We start from the raw sequence: 20,257 nt of genomic DNA on the forward strand, positions 1-20,257 counted from the left end.
ATCCGCCTTGCAGACGGGCATGAGCCAGCTTACCCAAGCTCCTCAGCCGATTGTGTTGCTCTCGTCGCGGGAGCTGGAGAAGATGCGACGGGCCTGCCGCCTGGCTGCGGATCTGCTCAAGCACCTGGAGCCGATGGTGCAGCCGGGGGTCACCACCCAAGAGCTTAACGACGAGGCGGAGCGCTGGACGCGGGCCCACGGGGCCAGGAGCGCCCCTCTGGGCTACCACGGCTTTCCCAGGTCCATCTGCACCAGCGTCAACCACGTTGTCTGCCACGGCATTCCCAGCCCCAAGCAGGTCCTGCGGGAAGGGGACATTATCAATATCGATGTCACCCCCGTTTTGGATGGCTACCACGGCGACACTTCCAAAACGTTCTTTGTCGGGCAGCCTTCCGAGCGGGCGCGGCGTCTGGTGGAGGTGGCGGAAGAGTGCCTGCGGCGGGGCATTGCCGCCGTGAGGCCAGGCGGCAGAGTTGGGGATATTGGGGCTGCTATTCAAGAGTACGCCGAGTCCCAGGGCTACAGCGTGGTGCGGGACTTTGTCGGCCACGGGGTAGGACGGCAGTTCCACACGGCGCCCCAGATCCCCCACTACGGCGAACGGGGGAAGGGGGAAAAACTCCGCCCCGGCATGGTGTTTACCATCGAGCCGATGATCAACGAAGGCACGTGGGAGGTGAAGGTGCTTGCAGACGGATGGACTGCTGTGACGGCAGACGGCAAGCTCTCCGCCCAGTTTGAACATACGGTTGCCGTTACCGAAACCGGCGTGGAGATCCTGACCCTACCCTCCTCCGGCCCTTGAGCAGGTATGAATAGCGCTAGCGTTGCCGATCCCCGCCTGCGTCTTTCCTCTGAGAATCTGCTGCTGCTGCTGGCGGCAGCGGCGGGGCTGGGCACAGGTTTGTTGGTGATCGGGTTTCGCTATCTCATCGGCTGGTGTCGCTATCTTTTGCAGGATACTCTCGTCGACAGCATTGTCAGGGCTGCGCAACAACACGGCCTGTTGCTGCTGGGATCCTGGGCAACCATTTTGGCGCCGCTGCTGGGGGGTCTGTTGATCGGCACCCTGGGGGTGGTTCTGCCTTTCCCCAACCTCAGCCTCTCCAGTTTGGTGAGTGCCAACCGGCCTCTCGCCCCTCGCCCAGAATGGATCCCACTTAAGCTGGTGGCTGCCGCCGTCTCGTTGGGGGCGGGAGCTGCGCTTGGGCCGGAGGCCCCCAGCGTGGAAAGCGGGGCCCTACTGGGATGCCTGCTGGGGCAAAACCTGCGCCTTGCGCGGGAGCGGGTGCAACTGTTGATGGCCGCCGGGGCGGCGGCGGGGCTGGCGGCGGGGTTTAACGCGCCGATTGCCGGGGTGTTTTTGGCGCTGGAGCTGGCTTTGGCCCGCACGTTCACCACTTCTGCCGTCAGTGTGGTGGTGTTGGCAGCGGTGGTGTCGGCCCTGATTGCCCAGGTGGGGCTGGGGGCGCAGCCGGCCTTTTTGCTGCCGACCATTACGCAGCCGGCTTTTGTCTTGCCCGCCTACGAGCTGCACAGTCTGCTGGAGGTGCCCCTCTATTTGGGTTTGGGCCTTTTGGCCAGCTTGGTCTCCATCGCCTTCGGCTATGCACTGGAATGGGTCAAGCACCTGTTCGGCAGTGGCCCCCTGGCGGCCTGGCCAGCCTGGAGCAAGCCGATTCTGGGCGGTGGGATCCTGGGCTGTGTCGGCCTGGGGATCCCGTTGGCCCTGGGGGTGGGCTACGAGACCATTGAGTCGATCTTGCAGGGGGTGCCCTTTTCCCTTGGCCAGTTGGGCTTGCTGTTGTCGGGCAAGGTATTCCTCAGCGCGGTGAGCGTGGGCAGCGGCTTTGTCGGGGGCACCTTTGCCCCGGCTCTGTTCCTGGGGGCGGTGTTGGGAGCAGGCTATGGCCAGGTGGTGGGAAAGGCTTTGCCTGCTATTGCCCTCTCTCCCCCTGCCGCCTACGCCATGGTGGGCATGGGGGCGGTATTGGCGGCCAGCGTGCGGGCTCCCCTGACGGCCATTCTGCTGCTGTTTGAGATGACGCGGGACTACCACATCGCCTTGCCGGTGATGGCGGCGGTGGGCCTGAGTATCTGGCTGACGGAGCAGTTGCACCCGCCGGCCATCTACCCCTCCGCCCGTCGCAGGCAGGAGCCGAAGGGCCTGACGGTGCAAGAGGTGATGGTGCCCCCTTCTCTGCTGCTACCCCAGGATACGCCCCTGCGGGAGGCGCTGGAGCGCTTGCTGCAGCAAAAGTGCCACAGCGCTTTGGTGGTGGACGGGCAAGAGCGGCTGCGGGGCATTCTCACCCTGGAAGACCTGGAGCGGGCCCTGGCCCACAAGCAGGCCGGGGAACTGGCCGAGCTGACGGTGGAGCAGGTCAGCCAGTCGCCTGTGCTCACCACTTTCCCCGACGAAGCCGTGGCGGTGGCCGCCGAGCCGCTGTACGAATACGATTTGCGCCAGTTGCCGGTGGTCTCGCGGGAGGATCCGGAGCATGTGGTTGGCCTCTTGGATCGGGAGCGGGTGTTGCTCTCCCAAGAGATCGAATCTGTGCGGCAAGTCCTCGAGCCGGAAGTTCCTGCCCCAGGTGGGGTCGAAAACGGGATCCCTGCCCAGCCCACTCCCTCTTCCCCTGCGCCGGCAGACTAGGGATCAGCGCTGCCGCAGCAGGGCGGAGGGGCATTCGTGTCGCAGAGGGCAGCGGCCACATTCGGGCATGCGCGCCTTACAGATGCGCTTGCCCAGCCGGATGAGGTTGACGTGTAGGGAATAAGCCTTGCCTGCCGGGATCCGCGGCGACAGTTGGGCAAAGGTGTCGTCGGGATGTCTGGTTCGCACCAAGCCAAGACGGTTGGCCACCCGATGCACATGGGTATCCACCGGGCAGAGATCCCGGCCCAGGCCAAACAACAGCACGCAGGCGGCTGTCTTCAGTCCTACCCCCTTCAGGGAAAGGAGATAGGCCAGAGCGTCCGCGTCGTCCAGATCCCGCAAAAAGTCCAGGCTCAGGGATCCCTGTCGCTTGACAATGGCAGCCAGAATCTCCTGAATGCGGGCTGCTTTGAGTTGGGCCAGGCCCCCGGGACGGATCACCTGGGCCAGCTTGGTTGGATCAGCAGCTAAGACAGCTTCCCAGGAGGGGAAAGCGGCTTTGAGGGCGCGAAAGGCGCGGCTGCTATTGTGGTCGGTGGTGTTCTGGGAGAGGATCGTGCCCACCAATTCGTCCAAGAGGTCGGGATAGAGGGGCAGACCATCAGGGCTGCGAGGACGTTGGGGGATGCCAAAGCACTGTTCCAGGCGCGCCAACAGTGATTCCAGCACGACGGCGTTGGGGCTCGCCTCACCAGGACGAGGTTCCAGCCAGGCTGAAGTCTCCATGGCTGCGGCAGGCTCAGGCAGGCGGCGGGCAAGAGGATCCCGATCCAATCTCGGCTGTACCACGGCTGGCCCCTTGGGGGAGTTAACGGGCGGAATCTCGGCAGATCTCCTGGAGCAGGCGGGCAACTGCCTTGCTGGCAGCAGGAGGAGCTGTCGCCTTCAAGTTGGCGGCCATTTGGGCAACCACCTGGGGCTGAGCCAACCAGGCCAGGGCCGTCTGCCGCAGCAAGTCCAGATTCGCTTCCGATTCTCGCATGACCACTCCCCCGCCGCGACCCACAAAAGCCAGGGCGTTGTGGTACTGATGATCCTCGGCGGCAAAGGGGTAGGGGATCAAAATGGCCGGGGTGGCGGTGGCCCACAACTCCGCCAAGCTGAGAGCGCCAGCCCGGCTGATGGCAAAAGTTGCCCGCTGCAGCAAGGCGGCCACATCGGCGCGGAAAGGAAAAGCGCGGTAGCGGGGGTGGGAAGGGATCCCGACCTCACTGCCGCCGGTCAAATGCACAATCCACGCCCCTGCCTCCAACCAGGCGGGGGCACAGGCGGCAACCAGGCGGTTCAGGCCCCGCGCCCCCTGGCTCCCCCCCATCACCACAATCAAAGGATCCCCCTCTGGAATCGGCAGATCCGCGGGCAAGGGCTGGGGCTGATAGAACTCCGCCCGCACTGGCGTGCCCACCACCCGGGTAACTGCCCCTGGCAAATGCTCTGCCGTTTCCGCCATGCCCAGGGCCACCAGCCGGCAAAATCTTCCCAGCCAGCGGGTCACCTTGCCCGGAAGGCAGTTGGACTCGTGCAGCAACACCGGCACCCCCAGCGAGCGAGCTGCCAAGATGGTCGGGGCGGCGATGTAGCCGCCGGTGGTCAACACCACGTCAAACTGGCCTGAAGCCAGGATCTGCCGCACCTGCAGCGTTGCCCGCGCCAACTGAACCAGGGATCCCAGCTTCTGCCAGGGGGATCCCTGCCAGCCGGACATGGCCACTCGGTGCAGCGGGTAGCGGTCCGGCACCAGCTTCGCCTCCAGCCGCTGCGGCACCCCCAGCCACTCAATCTGCCAGGTGGGCAACTGCTCGACAACGGCCAGCGCCGGAAAGATATGCCCCCCCGTCCCGCTGGCCGCCACCAGCAGCCGTGGTGGTGAGGTGGGATCCCTCCTGTCTCCATTCACCCTAGGACTAGGACGGGGAATTGCTGTAGCCAACGTAGCGCAAAAGCGTGCCCCGCTGCCCCAAGATAAATCCTCGGTCGGGGCCAAAGAACTCGATGCTGTAGAAATTGGCGGGAATGTTGCTCAATTTCTTGGCCTCCTCCCAGGTTTTGCCGCCATCGGGGCTGTGGATCAGAGTGCCGCCGCCGCCCACCACCCAGAGGTCGTGGTCGTTCTGGTAGGCCGCATTTAGATAGCCAAAGCTGAGGGCACGCCCGGGTCGCAACGGCTTGGACCACTCGCCGGAGGTGAAGTCACTCGTGAAGGCGATCTCCGCGCCTTGGTTCAATTTCCAGGCGCTGCCGTTGGGGCCAAAGCCCATGTTCTGAATGCGGCGAGAGCTTTCCCGCGGATACGGCTTCCAGGATCGGCTTTCTGGAGTGTAGAGAAAGTAGAAGCTGCCCCGCGACGACACGGCCAGATACTCTCCTCCTGGGCCGCGGGCAATGTTTTTAATCGCCCCAATCGGCTCTTCCACCTGGGCATGCCAGGTCTGTCCTCCATCTTCCGTGCGGTAGATGGCCCCCACATTGGTTACCATCTCAGCCGCTCCAGGACCCAGGGCTTGGATTAGGATCGGCTCCCCCGGCAGTTGCTTGCTGAGACGAATGGATGTCCAGTCGGATCCCTCGTTGAGCGTGTGGAGGAGGATCCTCGGCTGCCCCACCACCCAGCCTTCTGCTCCGGCAAAGCTAATCGAGCTCAGATAGGCTTCCGGCTCCAGTGCCGTCAGCTTGCGCACCTGCCAGTGGAGGCCGCCATCCTGAGACTCCAACAGCGTCGCTTTATCGCCCACCAGCCAGCCATGAGAAGGGTTGGTGCCGGTGAAAGCAATGTCCAGCAGAATGTTCTGGGTGGGCACCTCGACTTGTTGCCAGGGCACCACCTTCATGTCCGGCATCCGCGCCGCCATCAGCAAGAGAGAGAAGGCAGCTAGCAGCACCAGTCTCCAGAGCTTAAGCATTTTGGCCATCACTCGACGAAATAGAAACTCATCAAAAACAAAAATCCCAGCGCCAACCCCAAGAAGATGAGCAGGTTTTTCTGGGCAGGGGTCATCACATTGACCCCCAGGCCATAGCGCAAGTTCTCTTGAAAACCGGAAGGCTTGCCCTTGGCGCCCACCGCTTGAAACAGGCGCTTGCCGGCGCGGCACACCGGACATCTCCAGTCGGCGGGCAGCTCCTCAAAGGGCACACCTGCCGGGATCCGATTGAGCTGATCCCCCTTGGCCGGCTCGTAAACATAGCCACAAGAGCGACATTCATAGCGCTGCATGCGCAGGGGATCGCCAACCTGTGCATCGGTTTCATCTTCCGGCAACTCGATCAGCTTCGGTACCCTAGAGGGCTTGGGCTGGTTGACGGGATCCGGTTGCGAGCCATTCATGGTCTGGGAGGCATTTGCATCATCAAATCTTATTATGAGAGGAATTGTTACAAAAATCTACTCGGCCTTCTGCTCCTTTCCTTTCTCAGACCTTTCCTCAAAGCATCGATTGCCAACTCAGGGGGCAGGGAGATTTTGCGGAGTTAAAAACAGCCACGAGATGGGATCCCCTGGGACTCGGTCTTGAACAGGGGCATACCTGGCCTCTCTTGACACCTCTCTGGCAGCGTCAAGGAACGTCGTCTCACTCGCCAGCAGGGCAAGGGCTCTGGCAGACAAACCGGCCAGGGTTCACGCCTCGGATCCCATGCTATGTTTTGACTATCCTATTCGCGTGTTGTGCCAGTGGGTGTCCGCTATGACCACGCCCCCTCGCCGACCTACCCTTAACCACGTGTTGATCGTCAAGGATCGCCACGGGCCAAAGGCCTACTGGCTGACAGCCGAGCTCTATTCCTTGGGGCGGGATCCGAGCAACAGCATCCGCATCGACTCCCAATACGTCTCCCGCCACCACGCCATTTTAGTGAAGACCGAATCTCCCTCCTCTCCCGATGGGTTTACTTACCAAATCATCGATGGAGACATCCATGGCACGCCCAGCACCAACGGCCTTTACATCCGGGGGGAGCGGGTGGAGTTTCGCGATCTTGAGGACGGAGACGAGATCCAGTTTGGCAACGACGCTACTGCCACCTACTCCCTGCAAGCTCAGGATTTGGACAGGATTCTCTCCTCCTTTGAAAATACCCAGATCGTTGGCCTGTGAGAGCCGACTCATCAGTCAGGGGGAAGGTTTTGGCGAGGTAGGATGGTTGCCGGCGGGGGATGCTCAACTCCTTGCAGCGCGGCAGCTCCCTGATTTAGAGGCCTGCAGCTTGCCGTCGCCAGTGGTGGGGAGGAGCGCTGCCCGCCACTGTGGAACGGGTAGGCTGCTACTGGGCAGCAAGCGCTGACCGCAGTCTGCAAGCCGGCTCCAACTCCAGAGCCGGCGACCAAGAAAGGCCTACAGCTCGCTGGCGCGAGCCGAGGGAGTAACCGGCAGCCACGCTCCAGAAGGGAGCGGCGTCGCGCTAGTAGTTGGGCGTCCTACCAGTTGCGGCAAATTGATTACCTACGAAGTGCTGTGGGCAGGGGTAGCGATGGTGTGGGTGCCACCTGCCTACAGGTCTCAGACCTGCCACCAGTACTTGTAGATTGGCCAACGGGAAGGGAAGCGATTCCGTTGTAGTCTGGGTTTGCCTTTACCTCTGGGTGGTGATGCGGATTTTGTTTCCCCGCTGGCGCTTTCGCGGCGGAGAGTGGCTGGGGCCATGGCCTCGCTCCGACAACTAGAGAGAGATGGAGGGATCCATTGCCGTCAGAATCGGGCTGGGAGAGCTTCCCGGAGAAGCCTGGGTTTTGAACAGGTCTGTACAGGCTGAGGGGAGCTGAGAGTTATTGCTGATCCAGAGTTTCGCCCCATGCAAGTGCTGGCGCCAAGATCAACCTCTACCTGAAAATCCTCGGATCCCGTCCGGATGGGTATCCGGAGATGTAGAGTTTGACCCACCGGGATTCTGCTGGATCCCTGCAGCCTCAGCTAGGGTGTCAACTGGATTGATCGGATACGGGATCCCCATCTGGATCCTTCCGTCTGCTTGCCATAGTAGGATCAGCACCTACGTACCCTACCTTGCACGGGCCGCCGGCTTAAGCGGCCAGGGTTCTTCTGACTTGGAACGCTCTCCATGCCGCCCATTACCAAGATCCTGATTGCCAACCGAGGCGAGATCGCCCTGCGCATCATCCGCACCTGTCAGGAAATGGGGATCCGAACCGTGGCTGTCTACTCCACTGCGGATCAGAACTCTCTACATGTCCAACTGGCGGACGAAGCAGTCTGTGTGGGGGAAGCCCCAGTGGCCAAAAGTTATCTCAACATCCCCAACATCATCTCGGCAGCCCTCACCCGCGGGGCCACTGCCATTCATCCGGGCTATGGGTTCTTGGCGGAAAATGCCAAATTTGCCGAGATGTGTGCCGACCACAACTTGATCTTCATCGGCCCCTCGCCAGAGGCGATGCGCAAAATGGCCGACAAAGCCACGGCCCGCGAGACCATGCAGGCGGTGGGCGTGCCGACCGTGCCCGGCAGCCGCGGGCTGATCACCTCTGACGAGGAAGCGGTGAGGCTGGCGGAGAAAATCGGCTATCCCGTGATCATCAAAGCCACCGCCGGCGGCGGGGGGCGGGGCATGCGGGTGGCCAGAGATGCCCAAGAATTGCTGAAGATGATGCGCACCGCCCAGGGGGAAGCCCAGGCGGCCTTTGGCGATGGGGGCATCTATCTGGAGAAATACATCGAGCGCCCCCGCCATGTGGAGTTTCAGATTTTGGCCGACAGCCACGGCAATGTGGTGCACCTCTACGAGCGGGATTGCTCGATTCAGCGGCGCCACCAAAAGCTGCTGGAAGAGGCCCCCAGCCCGGCTCTGACCACGAGCTTGCGCGCCCGCATGGGGGCAGCGGCGGTGAAGGCAGCCAAAGCGGTGAACTACGTGGGGGCGGGCACGGTGGAGTTTCTGCTGGATAAAAACGGCCAGTTCTACTTCATCGAGATGAACACCCGCATCCAGGTGGAGCACCCGGTTACCGAGATGGTGACGGGGCTGGATTTGATTGCCGAGCAAATTCGCATCGCTCAAGGTCAACCCCTGACCTTTCGCCAGAAGGATGTGGAACTGCGGGGCCATGCCATCGAATGCCGCATCAACGCCGAGGATCCCAAGCAGCAGTTTCGCCCTTGCGCTGGCACCATCAGCGCCTATTTGCCTCCTGGAGGGCCGGGGGTGCGCATGGACTCCCACATCTACACCGACTACACCATTCCCCCCTATTACGATTCGCTGTTGGGCAAGCTGATCGTCTGGGGGCCCAACCGGGCAGCCGCCATCCGCCGCATGCAGCGGGCGCTGGGGGAATGCGCCATCACCGGGGTGCCCACCACGATCCCTTTCCACCAGCAGATCCTGCGCCACGAGGCTTTTTTGCGGGGCGAGGTGTACACGGATTTCATCGCCCAACACCTGCTGACTGGCCAGTAGCAATCCCTTCGGAGATTGCCAGAGAGCGTCTTTGAACGGCGCTGGCCAAAAGTTGAGGCTAAAGTTAAAGGTGAGTGGAGGGTTGCTGGTCGTGCCGATGAGGGATCCCCGGCCCGGCTTGGTTCAACAGGCCCATCTCCAGCGTCAGGCGAGCTGCCCCGTGCCCAGCCTGAGCCAGTTGGTGGGGCAATTTTTGCAGGAGCGGCAGCGGGATCTGGCCCCGGCCAGCCGCCGCACCTACCGCATTGCCCTGGAACAGTTTGCCAAAACTTGCCCGGTGCCGCTGCCTCAGGTGCAGCCGTCCCACGTTCAGTCTTTTTTAAACAGCTTGAAGGGGCGTCCATTTCGCAACCGCTCCGGCCAGTGGGTTCATCCGCCCGCCTCTCCCGCCACCTACAACCTCAAGCGGCTGGCGCTGCAGCAGTTTTTTGAGTGGGCCAGCCAACGGGGCTACTTTCCAGATCCCTTGCCCACCCAGGCGATTCGGCCTGCCCGCCTGCCCGCCCGTCTGCCTCGCGACCTGGATCGGCTGTTGTTGCAGCGGGTTCTGCAGCGGGCCCAGAGCCATTCTCTGCGCTATGCGGCCTTGATCCGCCTGCTGCTGGAGTGCGGGCTGCGGGCACAGGAGCTGTTGGACTTGACGGTGCAGGATTTTCAGATCAGCCCTGAGGGATCCCTGTTGGAGGTGCGCTGTGGCAAGGGCAGCAAACCCCGCGCTGTGGCGGTCGGGGATCCCCTCTCCGAGCTGCTGCAACAATATCTGAGCCGAGAACGGGGCCCGTGCGCGCCGACGGATCCCTTGTTTGTCTCCCAATCCCGCTGCCCGGCCTACCGGGGCCGTCCCCTCACCTACGATGGCCTACGTCATATTGTGCTCAAGCTTACCGAGCCCGAGCCGGGCCACCAAACCCCCCACCAGTTTCGCCACAGCTTTGCCACCTTGCTGCTGGATCGCGGCGTTGCCCCCGAACACATCCAACACCTGCTGGGCCATACGACTGCCGCCATGACGATGCGCTACACCCAGCGGGCCAACTTGAGAGCAGCTATTGCCCATTCCCGCGCGATCTTGGATCAGGGCTTGATCTAGGGATCCCCTGTTGCGCCGTGGCCTCTATTACTAGTAGGGAGAGGTTCAGATTGCTAACAGAAAGGGAAGCCGGACATCCAAAGGGCAGCCCCGAAAAAGAAATCAATCAGGTACACCTGGCTAAGGTGCTTGGAATGACCTGAAAACAATCGAATGGGTTATTTCAAGTTACACGCTGGAGAGGAAGGTAGAGCACATGTTCTCTCTCCTTTCCCATAGGCACCTGCGAGCCAAGGCTGGCCTTCTGCTGCTCCAACCAGATGATCAGATGTCTGTTCTCAGGGTAGTATTCCAGAACATACTTAATGAAGTCATCAATTGTACATGGCTTGCTGAAACCTCCCATCCACTGATGAAAGTGGCAATGCACTTCGTCGGCTATGGTAATCAGGTTGGAGAGATTCGCTGCAAGCTTTGGATAGTGCGCTTCAGAGTAGAGATGATGAACCGTTAGGCTACTGGCTGCTTTTCGAGTAACTCTACAAAGATTTTTATCCCTTTTTCTTGCAAGATCTTTTGCCTTTTCTATCTCTCTTTGTCGATCCTGGATTTTCTTGACGATTACCTGAATTTGAGGTTCAATGCGTTCGCTAACATATTGACACCAGTCTTTTCTGTGGTTTTGCTTGAGAACCTCTCCCATAACCTTGGCAAGCTCATAGATACCTCGCAAAGAGAGGTAAACAGTGTCATCATTACCAAAACGTGTGTAATGAACGTCTTTGATTAACTTACTTTGCTTCGATGCAAGCTCAAGCGCCTTCTTAAGGTAGTCAGTTCGAGTTCTAAAGATCATCACAACATCTCGACGAGATAGCCAAAACTGATCTTGTCTTTTGACCAGAGAGGAGCTGTTTTGAAGGATCCTGTAATCTACCAGAGCTTTCTGCTTCTTGCGATGCTCTTCCTTGAACCAATTCCTAATGCTTGTACCTGTAGAGGATTTGCAACCTTGCTCTGATCGAGACCTTAAAAAGGATAAAATGGCATAAGCGCCGGACCGCGTGTATTCCCTTAGCCCAGAACTTTTGTTGATAACACGATAGTCTTTACCTTCCACCAGTTTCCATGCATCATCGGGGATACTGTCAAAGTGAGCTTCAATCTCTCTGAGTTCCTCAAGGCTGATACCCAAGAAGTTGGCGAGCTTGTTTGAGGAAACATAGACTATAGCCATTGCTCAAACTTCTCCGTAAGGCTTTTGTAGAAAAGAGTCAATCGCTGGAAAATTTTGTCATCTCCCGTCGGAGAATCGGGATGGTAAATCTTGCTCAGGCGATAAAAAGCAGCTTTGATGTCTTCATCGGTAGCTCGATCAGGGTCAAGCCCAAAAACCCGCCAAGGCAAGTCGTACTTGAAGATGTTGATCCCATTGATGCAGCCATACCCCTCTTCTCCCTCTTCGTTGGGAAGGATCCCGATGTGCTGACGATAAATGCGCTCCAAATCATCTATGTTGGATAAGTTCAGCTTGCCCATACCACTGGTTGCCAGTCTGAAGCTGGCTGATTTTCTCAGCTCGGCTGCGTTTTTAACGCCAAAGTGGTTGTAAATGGCTTTCTGCAGCTCTTTGACAGACAGCCGGGGCGGTGGCTGTAGCTGCCTGACTACAAACCGGGCAAAATTCTCTAGGAGCTCCTTAGAAATGCCATAAGTATCCGAAAGACGCTGGATTTCTGCGGCAATCGCCACCTGCGGGTGGGGCCCAGCTCCTTCTTTTGAGGTTGTCCTGGTTGTTTTGGTTTTTGTGCTGGTGGCTTTTCTGGGCACGGTTTCTCCTCAAATCACCAATGCCAAGTGCAAACCTGCACAAAACTCACAGGCTGCCTGTGAACTTATCTGCACGATGAAGCAGAGAATTTCAAATTAGTGAAACAATGTTGTCGGTAACCGTAAAACCCTGCATCACATAGGATGCACCCTGGCGATGCCCAGTTGGATAGATTGGTGTGGGGAGCGAATCCGCACGGGGGATCCCCTGGGCAAATTGCGCCCACATCCGGCCGTTAGAGCACCCTTCCTCTGGAGCGCGCTTACTCTAGCTTGTTTTTCGGATACTTGTCAACCCAAGGTCTGGGGCAGCCTTTGTTTTCCTTCAGCTTTTGGGGATCAGCCGCTTGGGACAGGCAGCACGGATGTGGGATTCGCTCAGGTCGGGCATGAGGGCCAGGGCCCGTTGAGCATCGATTTGCGCTTCGCACACCGCCTCCAGCACCTGTTCGGCCAGAAGGGAAAGGGGCATATCGGCGGTTTGCTCAGGATCGGTATCCTCTCTAATTTGTCGAACTCCCACCGGCGGGGGAGGCAACACCAGCGGTGCCGCCTGCGGCGGCAAGGTGGTGGAGGTACCCACCTCCAACTGCGCTTCGGCCAGAGCCACACCGCGCCCTGCCACCCCACCGGGAAAAGGACTCTCCCATCCAATGTCAAACAAGCGCCGACACCCGTGATTCAGACAAAGCTTCCCTCAGCGCCCGCACCTGGGCCACCATGGCCACTTCATCCTGGAGGCGACTGACAGCTCTGCCCACCCCCACTCCTGAAGCACCGGCAGCGATGGCCAAGGGCACCGTCACCGCTGAGAGGCCAGAGGCGCAGATGACCGGCAGCGAGACCACCCGGCTAATCTCATAGGCGGCAGCCAGGGTGGGGGCAGCCTTCTCGATTAGGCCCAGGGATCCGCCGTGACGGGGCTCAGCGCTGGTGCCGCCCTCGGTTTGGATGAGATCGGCCCCCAGATCCTCCAGTTTCTCTGCCAATTCCGCCTGCTGATCCAAAGGCAGCGTATGGGGAACGGTAACCGACAGGAGAGTGCGCGGCAGCAGGGAGCGGGTTTGGCGAGTGAGATCTAGAACTTCCGCAGCGGAGAAGATGCGGCCCGAAGGGTAGAAGCTGTCGTAATTGCCGATCTCGGCCATGTCGGCCCCCGCCTGCACGGCAGCAGCCAATTGCTGCGGGTCCACCGCCGACACGCAGATGGGCAGCTCGATCTGGGCTCGCACCTGCTGTACCAATTCGGGACTGGCGGCGATATCCACCCAAGTGGCTCCTCCCTCCTGGGCGGCGCGGGTGACTTTCAGCACCGACTGCAGGTCGAAGTTTTGCAGGCCGCTGATGATCTTGAGGGCACGGCGCCGGGCAAGGGCGTCGAAAAGGGCAGCTTGAGAGGCTGTGGTCATAGGCTTGTCAGCTTGTGGAAACGGGACACAGGAGGAGTGCAAGCAAATCGGCTGTGGAAACCTTTGCTCAGTCTAGAGGGTTTGCTGCCATCCTACAAGGGATCCATCCCAATCCTTTCGGACTATCGCAAGATCTTTGCAATAAAATAGGGATCCCTTCTTGTGCTCTTGCCATGTACCGCTCTCCTTTCCCCTTCCTGGGCCTGCCTGAGCCGGATCCGGAGATGGCCCAAGCCATTCTGTTGCCCATCCCCTACGAGGCCACCACCTCCTACGGCAAAGGCACCGCCAAAGGCCCCCAAGCACTCCTGGAGGCTTCGGCGTACGTGGAGATCTACGACGAGGTGAGAGACTGCCAGCCGGCTTTCCACCCCAACTTTGCCGCAGAGATCTCCCGCTACTGGACGGCGCCGCCAGTGGAGTTCGAGGGGCTGGACACTCATGAGCTGGCCATGGCCGCAATCCAGCGCCGCGCCGCCGAGTGGGTGAGGCCGGGGCGGTTTTTGCTCTCCATCGGCGGGGAGCACTCCATCACTGGCCCCTTGGTTGCCGCCCACCTGCCCCACTACCCAGAGCTGCACGTGCTGCAGATCGATGCCCACTGCGACCTGAGAGACAGCTACGAGGGATCCCGCTATTCCCACGCTTCCGCCATGGCCCGTGTGGTGGAGCAAGTGGGCGGTCGCCTCACCCAGGTGGGGATCCGCTCCATCTGCGCCGAAGACCGCCAGGCCATTCGCAAGCACCGCTTGCACACCTTCTTCGCCCACAGCCTGCACTACAAGCCCGCCCAGGAGTGGATCCCCGAGGTGATCGCCACGCTGGGATCCCAGGTGTACCTGACGGTGGATGTGGACGGGCTGGATCCTGCTGTTGTGCCGGCCACCGGCACCCCCGAACCGGGTGGACTGGGCTGGTGGGAGACGGTGGAACTGATCCGGGCACTGGGGCAGCAGCGGCAAATCATCGGCGCCGATGTGGTGGAGCTGGCGGTCACCGGGGAACGGGAAACCGATCGCCGCAGCGCCTTCACCGTCGCCAAGCTGGCCTATCAGATCTTGGCTGCGGCCTTGGGTTAAGCTCAAGAAGAGCTTGGCCGAGGATCCTCTGGTTTGGCTGCTTGCTCTGGAGTGGGAGCCAGTTTACAGACTAGGGTCAGGGTTTGCTGCATGGTAGCAGTTTATCTGTTTTGGATTGGAGGGCGGTGCTTCTCCCCACAGATAGATCTGGGGGCTTCCGCGCCGGGTTTTCTTGGTGAAATCGGTCCATCCCCGTCGTCCTGCTTTGGAACTTCCCACTGGGTTCTGGATCCCGTTGGTGGGCGGGGCACTGGTGCTGCTCCTCTTGGCCACCTGGCTGCAGTGCTTGGTGGTGGTGCCTGCCGGCACACGGGCTGTGGTGTTCAACTCTCTGACGGGGCTGAAGCCGCAACCGCTGGGAGAACGTATGCCTTGAAGCGGTAGCAGACAGTCCGCCGGCTCTGGGTTCTGCAAAAATCTATCCCAAAGCATTGCTGCCAATCGGAACGAGAATGGGGATAGAGATCCCCGGCCTGCTGACCTGACGATGCCCCTCGACGAGCAGCTCATCCACAGCCGCATTCAGGCCATCCGATCCCAGATCCCAGACCATGTGGAGATCATGGCAGTGAGCAAAGGCTACAGTGCCGACCACATCCGCGCCGCCTATCGGGCCGGGATCCGCCATTTTGGGGAGAGTCGAGTGCAAGAGGCAGCCGCCAAACAGGCGCAACTGCAGGATCTGACCGATATTGTCTGGCACTTGATCGGGCACCTGCAGACCAACAAAGTCAAACCGGCCCTCAGACAATTTGCCTGGATTGACAGCGTCGATAGCCTGCGCCTGGCCAAGCTGATCAACCAAAAAGCCTGGGAGCTGCACCTCACCCCCAAGCTCTGTCTGCAGGTGAAATTGGCCCCGGATCCCCATAAATTTGGCTGGCTCATCCCCGATCTGTTGCAAAGCCTGCCGCAACTGAATCAACTGCTGCAGGTGCAAATTGTGGGCCTGATGACCATTTTGCCTTTGGGCTTGAGCTCAGAGGCAGCCCTGGAGCTGTTTCGCAAGCTGGCCGAGCTGGCCGATCACATCCAGCGCAGCGGCTACGAGCATCTGCAGTTGCACACCCTCTCCATGGGCATGTCCGACGATTACCCCCTGGCGGTGGCAGCAGGCTCTAACTTGATCCGGCTGGGGCGCGCTTTGTTTGCCGATGCCGAACGGAAATAGATAGATGGAGTCTCTATGAAGCCGTTAAATTGTGATTAAATTTTGTGTAAAGCCGTCCAACTCCGGAGCTGCCCTGCAAGGCACGCTCAGGGCTGGAGTTCGGCCTGGATCGGGCAAAAACAGGGGAATCCTGCCTAAAATTTCCCTCGCAGGGCAAATTTTAGGTAAGTTTGTAATCATTGGCGTCACCTCTGTTAACACGTGTTCAAGCCGGACGAGGAGCAGAGTTGACTCTGGCCAGAGCAATGGCCGGACAAGTGGGATGACATCTTTACTTCTTCTGGGTAAACTCGACTCGTCGAGTCCATGGGTTTTGTTAACCTGCGTTGGCAGCTTCTTGAGCAAACCCTGTCTCGGCCTTTTGAAAAACTTTAACTAAAAATATGAGGCTGGAGATGCCCTTTGGCTGGAGTGGGCTACTCAAGATCCCATCAGGAGCCTGAATCCTGCGCTTGCCGCAAACCATGACCTGTAGTGAGGATGTGGACGATGAACGTCAATGGAATCTGGAGCAGGGTAAGAGATTTTGTGGGCCTAAATGATCCCGTGGACAGCCTGGAGGAGTACCCTGAGATGGAAGGGCAGGAGGATTACCAACTGCTCTACGAGGGACGCCGTTCTCAACCGGCTCCCGAAGAGCAGGAAGCCAGTGCCCTTCCACGCGGACGCCGACAGCGGGGAGTGGAAGCCGGGGAAGGGTCTGTCGGTCGAGAAGAGGCGCGGGGCCATCGGCGCAGTCAACATCGGGATCGCCTAGGGGGGGGCAGTATGGGGAGCAACGTGATTGGATTACCGGGCGTCAACCCACCCACTAGCGAAGTGGTGGTGCTGGAGCCGCGCAGCTTTGACGAGATGGCACAAGTCATCCAGTACCTGCGGGAGCGCAAGACGGTGATCATGAACTTGACCCTGATGGATCCCGCCGAGGCGCAGCGATCTGTGGATTTTGTTGCCGGCGGCACCTACGCCATCGATGGCCACCAAGAGCGCATTGGCGAAAACATTTTTTTGTTCACCCCCAGCACGGTGACGGTCTCTACTCCAAGCAGCCAAGGGATGCCGCCGCTGCAGCGCCCTCTGCAAAGCCCCACCCCTCTCTGGCCCAGCGGCTATGAACATTTGCAGGCGGTGGGGCAGCACTAGCCGGCATGGAGCGACCGCTGCTGAGTGTAATCGGGGGTGGAGCCATGGGATCCGCCCTGCTGCGGCGTTGGGTGGCCGCGGGAGTTTATCCTGCAGCTCAGGTGGCTTTGCGGGAGCCCGACCCGGACAAGGCCAATACCCTACAGCAGGAGCTGGGCATTCGGCTGTTGGCGGATCTTGCCCAAGCAGGAGAGTCTGAGATTTTATTTTTGGCCGTCAAGCCCCAGGTTTTCCCGCAGGTGGTGGCAGAGATGGGCCAGCCGTCCGCCACGCAGTTGGTGATCTCGATTATGGCCGGGATCCCATTGCAGCAGTTGCAGCAGGCTTTTCCCCAGCAAAAGGTGGTGCGCACCATGCCCAACACGCCGGCGCTGGTGGGGGCGGGCATAACGGCCATCAGCTACGGGCCGGGGGTGACGCCCGCCCAGGTAGAGCAGGTGGAGAAGCTATTTCGCGCCGTGGGCCAGGTGGTGACGGTGCCGGAGAGCCAGATGGACGCGGTGACGGCCCTTTCGGGGTCGGGGCCAGGGTATTTGGCGGTGATCCTGGAGGCGCTGATCGACGGCGGGGTAGGGGTGGGGTTGCCGCGCTCCATCGCCACTCAGTTGGCGGTGCAGACCTTGGCGGGCACTGCCGCCCTTATGCAGCAAGAGAACCTTCACCCCGCCCTCCTCAAGGATCAGGTTACCAGCCCAGGGGGAACGACCATTGCCGGGATCCAAGCCCTAGAACAGGCGGGGGTGCGGGGGGCCTTGATGCGGGCGGTGCAGGCAGCCTACGAGCGCTCCCGTCAGCTACAGGGATCCTAGCGCCTGCCACAGCGGGCGGGCGATCCAGTTCCATCCCACCTTGAGCTGGTGCTCCAGGGTAGGGAGGCGCACCAGGTAGGCAGCTCGTCGGGCCAAATAGCCCAAGGGGCCGCTTAGGGTGAGGCCAGCGAGGGTGGAGACTACCGCCGCATCCACTCCCAAGCTCAGCATCTCCCCCAGAGAGAAGTAACGGAACGGCAGCAGGGGCCGCTCCTGCGTGAGCAGAGCCCACAGGTTCCAAGCACAATAGCCGGCCTGCTGAAAAGCCGCTTGGGCAGTGGCGGGCACCGGCTGGCCACTGGCATCCAGCACCGCCGCCGCATCTCCCAACGCGAAGATCTCTGGGAAGGTGGGAGTTTGCAGGGTGGGCAAAACCTGCAGCCGTCCCCGCTCAGTTTTGGGCAGATCCAAGTTGGCAATCACCGCTGCCGGTCGGGTTCCGACGGTCCACAGCACGCCATCCACAAGATCCGTGGCCATCTCTTGGGCCGCCAGCCGCTGCAGTTGCAGGCGGAAGGGAGGGGCGCCGTTCTCGCCCAGGGCCTCGATGCCCAAGACCTTGGTTTGCAACTCCACCTGCACCCGCCGTTGGGCCAGCGCCGCCTGGGCCGCCTCCCGGCTGGAGGGGGCAAACCCCGACAAAATCTGGGATCCCAGCTCAATAAGACGGATCCGGCCGCGCGATCCCAGCCGGTCAGCCAATTTGCAGGCTAGCTCTACGCCGCTGGCCCCCGCCCCCACAATAGCCAGGTGGATCGCCTGAGCCGGATCCCGGGCTTCTAGAGTTTGCAGGTGGGCCCGCAGCCGCTGGGCATCGGCCAGGGTGCGGAAGGGAAAGGCCAACTCTGTTGCTCCTGGCACGCCCTGCAGGGGAGTTTCCCCTCCCAGGGCCAGCACCAAGGCGTCGTACTCCAAGGTCTGCCCTTCTGCTAAAAAGACGCGGTGGTCTTGGAGGTCAACCGACTGCACCGCGCCGCGGCGAAACTCTACCCCCTCCGGCAGCAGATCCTGAAAACGGGGGGCCACCTCCCACTCTTCCATCTCACCAGTGAGCAGCTCGTAGAGCAAAGGAGCAAAGACAAAGCGCTCCTGACGATCTACCAGGGTAATCTGGGGCGGCTCCGGCCAAGGTCGGCAGATAAGCTCCAGGGCTGTGTACAGCCCGCCAAAGCCGCCCCCAAGGATGCAAATACGACGCATGTTCAGAAAGCTGAAGGTAACATTAGCTTAACAAGCTGCCCATCTCCTCCTAGAGCTTGCTGGCCAGGGGAGCAGCCTCCTTGGCGCGAAGGGGCAGAAGGCCATCCAAAACGTTAAGGATCCCCCAGACAAGACTAACGCTGGCCACCCAAAACAACCACAGCCCGCCTGCCCACGCTGGCGGCAGATCCAGAGCCACTCCCCCAATGAGCGGCCCAAGGGCAAAGCCTGCTGCCCAACAGAGGGAGTTGACCGACAGATACACCCCCCGCAGATGATCCGGGGCCAAATCTGCCACCAGCGCCGAAGCGGAGGGATTGTAGCTCACCAAGGCCAACGAGAGCACTGCCAAGGCCAAGGCCGCCATCCCTATAGCCGGCATCGCTCCCAACTGGGCCGCCAGGCCGCTGAGCCAAACCAAACCAAATCCCAGCCCCCACATCAGTGCGGATCCCCGGAGGGCGCGGACACGCGTCCAGCGATTGAGCCAACGAGCTGCCGGCATCTGCAGCAGGGCAACGAGGGCGCCGTGCAGAGCAAACAACGTGCCAATCTGTACCTCAGGCATCCCAGCCCCCTTGCGCAAGTAAAGGGGCAAGCTGCTGCTGAGTTGGGCAATGTAGGTGGTGAAGAAAATGTTGGCCGCGGCAAACACCAATAGGGGGCGATCCCTCAGGGCGGCTTTCCAGCCTGCGAACTCTGCCGCCGACGGAGCTACCCGAGTTTCCCGAATGCAAAGCCAGAGCAGGGCTAAAAAAATCAAGTACGTGAGGCCGTCGATAATAAACAAGAGGCGGTAGTTCTTCGTCAGAGCCACCAGGGCGCTGGCCATGGCCACGCCGAGGCTCAGGCCCAAGTTATCCCCCAGGCGGTTTAGGGCATAGGCTTCGTTGCGCTGCTCGCGCGGGGTTAGATCCGCTACTATTGCTTCCGCCGGCGGCCAATAGAGGCCCTGCCCAAACCCCGCCACCAGGTTGGCCAAGGCAAAGCTCCAGAAGCCACGGGAAAGGGCAAAGCCGAAGGATCCCAGCGCGGAAATGGCCAGCGAGAGGATCAAGGTGGAGCGGCGGCCCCAAGCTCCGTCTGCCATCGAACCTCCGAGGATGCGGCCAAATACGCCAGTAAAAGCCATCAAGCCCAGGCCCAAACCCACCTGGGTAGCTGTCAGCCCCACCTGATTGACGAAAAAGAGGCTGGCGTAGAACAGGGTAAAGCCGGTTCCGGTTTGGGAGAGCAGCCGACCGATAAAGATTAGCCAAACCTGAAAACTTAGCTTTGGCCACCAGGACGGGATCCGCATAGGGGATGCAACGGGAGATAGGTTAGCTAGCTTACGGGATCCCGGTCGCTGACGCCAGATCCACTTCAGCGGGCGGAAAACTGAGGGGGAGCCAGCGGCTCACCCTCCAAAGATCCGGCGGAAACTGCAATTAACTCCCCAAGTTGAGGTATTCGCTCAACAGCCGCGCCAGCCGGTACACTCGGTAGTCGAGCTGGGCCAAGCTATTTTCCA

The 20,257-nt window shown here is 60.6% G+C and carries 20 protein-coding genes and 1 pseudogene; 11 read left to right on the forward strand and 10 right to left on the reverse strand.

Annotated features, from left to right (window positions below):
- Positions 1-19 precede the first annotated feature (19 nt).
- Together map and ACVW0R_RS03955 are read left to right on the forward strand one after the other, a co-directional pair.
- Positions 20-808, forward strand: a complete 789-nt coding sequence (map, locus tag ACVW0R_RS03950; RefSeq protein WP_011429732.1) for a type I methionyl aminopeptidase — start codon at positions 20-22, stop codon at positions 806-808.
- 6 nt (positions 809-814) lie between these two features.
- Complete coding sequence (locus ACVW0R_RS03955) at positions 815-2,659, forward strand: chloride channel protein (RefSeq protein WP_457501680.1); 1,845 nt, start codon at positions 815-817, stop codon at positions 2,657-2,659.
- Positions 2,660-2,662: 3 nt separating this feature from the next.
- Here the strand turns inward: ACVW0R_RS03955 and ACVW0R_RS03960 are convergent, their stop codons facing one another.
- From ACVW0R_RS03960 to ACVW0R_RS03975, 4 genes are read right to left on the reverse strand one after another with little or no spacing between them, the layout of a single operon-like run.
- Positions 2,663-3,451, reverse strand: a complete 789-nt coding sequence (locus ACVW0R_RS03960) for an endonuclease III domain-containing protein (protein WP_457501681.1) — start codon at positions 3,449-3,451, stop codon at positions 2,663-2,665.
- Between the two features lie 19 nt (positions 3,452-3,470).
- On the reverse strand, positions 3,471-4,559 hold the full coding sequence (gene murG / locus ACVW0R_RS03965) for an undecaprenyldiphospho-muramoylpentapeptide beta-N-acetylglucosaminyltransferase (RefSeq protein ID WP_011429735.1): 1,089 nt from the start codon (positions 4,557-4,559) through the stop codon (positions 3,471-3,473).
- Between the two features lie 7 nt (positions 4,560-4,566).
- Entirely contained in the window at positions 4,567-5,574 is a 1,008-nt protein-coding gene (locus tag ACVW0R_RS03970; RefSeq protein ID WP_457391054.1) for a photosynthesis system II assembly factor Ycf48, read from the reverse strand.
- Positions 5,571-5,876, reverse strand: a complete 306-nt coding sequence (locus ACVW0R_RS03975; protein WP_011429737.1) for a rubredoxin — start codon at positions 5,874-5,876, stop codon at positions 5,571-5,573. Before ACVW0R_RS03975 ends, ACVW0R_RS03970 begins: the two co-directional genes overlap by 4 nt.
- 469 nt (positions 5,877-6,345) lie before the next feature.
- On the opposite strand from ACVW0R_RS03975, the gene ACVW0R_RS03980 reads away from it, so the two are divergent.
- The 4 genes and pseudogenes from ACVW0R_RS03980 (at position 6,346) to ACVW0R_RS03995 (ending at position 10,163) form a co-directional block, all read left to right on the forward strand.
- Positions 6,346-6,756, forward strand: a complete 411-nt coding sequence (locus ACVW0R_RS03980) for an FHA domain-containing protein (protein ID WP_011429738.1) — start codon at positions 6,346-6,348, stop codon at positions 6,754-6,756.
- A gap of 267 nt (positions 6,757-7,023) precedes the next feature.
- A pseudogene (locus ACVW0R_RS03985) lies at positions 7,024-7,183 on the forward strand (zinc ribbon domain-containing protein); the annotation flags it as partial.
- 534 nt (positions 7,184-7,717) lie between these two features.
- Positions 7,718-9,073: an acetyl-CoA carboxylase biotin carboxylase subunit gene (gene accC / locus ACVW0R_RS03990; RefSeq protein ID WP_011429740.1), complete on the forward strand. Its 1,356-nt coding sequence runs from the start codon at positions 7,718-7,720 to the stop codon at positions 9,071-9,073.
- Positions 9,074-9,164: 91 nt separating this feature from the next.
- The gene (locus ACVW0R_RS03995) at positions 9,165-10,163 is read left to right on the forward strand and encodes a tyrosine-type recombinase/integrase (RefSeq protein ID WP_457501703.1); all 999 of its coding nucleotides are present in this window, start codon (positions 9,165-9,167) and stop codon (positions 10,161-10,163) included.
- A gap of 163 nt (positions 10,164-10,326) precedes the next feature.
- Here ACVW0R_RS03995 and ACVW0R_RS04000 read toward each other — a convergent pair whose 3' ends face one another.
- The 4 genes from ACVW0R_RS04000 to ACVW0R_RS04015 all read right to left on the reverse strand — a co-directional run bounded on the left by ACVW0R_RS04000 (position 10,327) and on the right by ACVW0R_RS04015 (position 13,342).
- The gene (locus tag ACVW0R_RS04000) at positions 10,327-11,340 is read right to left on the reverse strand and encodes a hypothetical protein (RefSeq protein WP_457501682.1); all 1,014 of its coding nucleotides are present in this window, start codon (positions 11,338-11,340) and stop codon (positions 10,327-10,329) included.
- Complete coding sequence (locus tag ACVW0R_RS04005) at positions 11,331-11,933, reverse strand: DnaJ domain-containing protein (RefSeq protein WP_457501683.1); 603 nt, start codon at positions 11,931-11,933, stop codon at positions 11,331-11,333. Before ACVW0R_RS04005 ends, ACVW0R_RS04000 begins: the two co-directional genes overlap by 10 nt.
- A 325-nt stretch (positions 11,934-12,258) precedes the next feature.
- Positions 12,259-12,597 carry a hypothetical protein gene (locus ACVW0R_RS04010; RefSeq protein ID WP_041438164.1) on the reverse strand — a complete coding sequence of 113 codons (339 nt, stop codon included), beginning with the start codon at positions 12,595-12,597 and terminating at the stop codon, positions 12,259-12,261.
- Positions 12,590-13,342, reverse strand: a complete 753-nt coding sequence (locus ACVW0R_RS04015) for a DUF561 domain-containing protein (RefSeq protein WP_011429746.1) — start codon at positions 13,340-13,342, stop codon at positions 12,590-12,592. Before ACVW0R_RS04015 ends, ACVW0R_RS04010 begins: the two co-directional genes overlap by 8 nt.
- A 173-nt stretch (positions 13,343-13,515) precedes the next feature.
- Between ACVW0R_RS04015 and speB the strand changes: the two genes are divergently transcribed.
- The 5 genes from speB (at position 13,516) to proC (ending at position 17,544) form a co-directional block, all read left to right on the forward strand.
- Complete coding sequence (speB, locus tag ACVW0R_RS04020) at positions 13,516-14,421, forward strand: agmatinase (RefSeq protein ID WP_457501684.1); 906 nt, start codon at positions 13,516-13,518, stop codon at positions 14,419-14,421.
- A 172-nt stretch (positions 14,422-14,593) separates the two neighbouring features.
- Positions 14,594-14,797, forward strand: coding sequence for a hypothetical protein (locus ACVW0R_RS04025; protein WP_414400487.1), 204 nt, complete (start codon positions 14,594-14,596; stop codon positions 14,795-14,797).
- A 111-nt stretch (positions 14,798-14,908) separates the two neighbouring features.
- Entirely contained in the window at positions 14,909-15,592 is a 684-nt protein-coding gene (locus ACVW0R_RS04030; protein WP_457501685.1) for a YggS family pyridoxal phosphate-dependent enzyme, read from the forward strand.
- A 573-nt stretch (positions 15,593-16,165) separates the two neighbouring features.
- On the forward strand, positions 16,166-16,735 hold the full coding sequence (locus tag ACVW0R_RS04035; RefSeq protein ID WP_011429749.1) for a cell division protein SepF: 570 nt from the start codon (positions 16,166-16,168) through the stop codon (positions 16,733-16,735).
- Positions 16,736-16,740: 5 nt separating this feature from the next.
- Positions 16,741-17,544 carry a pyrroline-5-carboxylate reductase gene (gene proC / locus ACVW0R_RS04040; protein WP_011429750.1) on the forward strand — a complete coding sequence of 268 codons (804 nt, stop codon included), beginning with the start codon at positions 16,741-16,743 and terminating at the stop codon, positions 17,542-17,544.
- Here proC and ACVW0R_RS04045 read toward each other — a convergent pair.
- Together ACVW0R_RS04045 and ACVW0R_RS04050 are read right to left on the reverse strand one after the other, a co-directional pair.
- Entirely contained in the window at positions 17,530-18,744 is a 1,215-nt protein-coding gene (locus tag ACVW0R_RS04045) for an NAD(P)/FAD-dependent oxidoreductase (RefSeq protein ID WP_011429751.1), read from the reverse strand. The two genes, proC and ACVW0R_RS04045, sit on opposite strands and share 15 nt — an antisense overlap.
- A 49-nt stretch (positions 18,745-18,793) precedes the next feature.
- Positions 18,794-20,044 (reverse strand): MDR family MFS transporter, encoded by a 1,251-nt coding sequence (locus ACVW0R_RS04050; RefSeq protein ID WP_011429752.1) that lies wholly within the window; start codon positions 20,042-20,044, stop codon positions 18,794-18,796.
- Positions 20,045-20,257 lie beyond the last annotated feature (213 nt).

It is taken from the genome of Thermostichus sp. MS-CIW-15 (assembly GCF_054060575.1).

What these genes read in the sequence shown, in the direction of transcription:
- ACVW0R_RS03955 (WP_457501680.1), top strand. Translation starts at nt 815, where the DNA reads ATGAATAGCGCTAGCGTTGCCGATCCCCGCCTGCGTCTTTCCTCTGAG.
- ACVW0R_RS04035 (WP_011429749.1), top strand. Translation starts at nt 16,166, where the DNA reads ATGGAAGGGCAGGAGGATTACCAACTGCTCTACGAGGGACGCCGTTCT.
- ACVW0R_RS04000 (WP_457501682.1), bottom strand. Translation starts at nt 11,340, where the DNA reads ATGGCTATAGTCTATGTTTCCTCAAACAAGCTCGCCAACTTCTTGGGT.
- ACVW0R_RS03975 (WP_011429737.1), bottom strand. Translation starts at nt 5,876, where the DNA reads ATGCAGCGCTATGAATGTCGCTCTTGTGGCTATGTTTACGAGCCGGCC.
- proC (WP_011429750.1), top strand. Translation starts at nt 16,741, where the DNA reads ATGGAGCGACCGCTGCTGAGTGTAATCGGGGGTGGAGCCATGGGATCC.
- ACVW0R_RS04015 (WP_011429746.1), bottom strand. Translation starts at nt 13,342, where the DNA reads ATGACCACAGCCTCTCAAGCTGCCCTTTTCGACGCCCTTGCCCGGCGC.
- accC (WP_011429740.1), top strand. Translation starts at nt 7,718, where the DNA reads ATGCCGCCCATTACCAAGATCCTGATTGCCAACCGAGGCGAGATCGCC.
- map (WP_011429732.1), top strand. Translation starts at nt 20, where the DNA reads ATGAGCCAGCTTACCCAAGCTCCTCAGCCGATTGTGTTGCTCTCGTCG.
- ACVW0R_RS04045 (WP_011429751.1), bottom strand. Translation starts at nt 18,744, where the DNA reads ATGCGTCGTATTTGCATCCTTGGGGGCGGCTTTGGCGGGCTGTACACA.
- ACVW0R_RS03980 (WP_011429738.1), top strand. Translation starts at nt 6,346, where the DNA reads ATGACCACGCCCCCTCGCCGACCTACCCTTAACCACGTGTTGATCGTC.
- ACVW0R_RS04050 (WP_011429752.1), bottom strand. Translation starts at nt 20,044, where the DNA reads ATGCGGATCCCGTCCTGGTGGCCAAAGCTAAGTTTTCAGGTTTGGCTA.
- speB (WP_457501684.1), top strand. Translation starts at nt 13,516, where the DNA reads ATGTACCGCTCTCCTTTCCCCTTCCTGGGCCTGCCTGAGCCGGATCCG.
- ACVW0R_RS04030 (WP_457501685.1), top strand. Translation starts at nt 14,909, where the DNA reads ATGCCCCTCGACGAGCAGCTCATCCACAGCCGCATTCAGGCCATCCGA.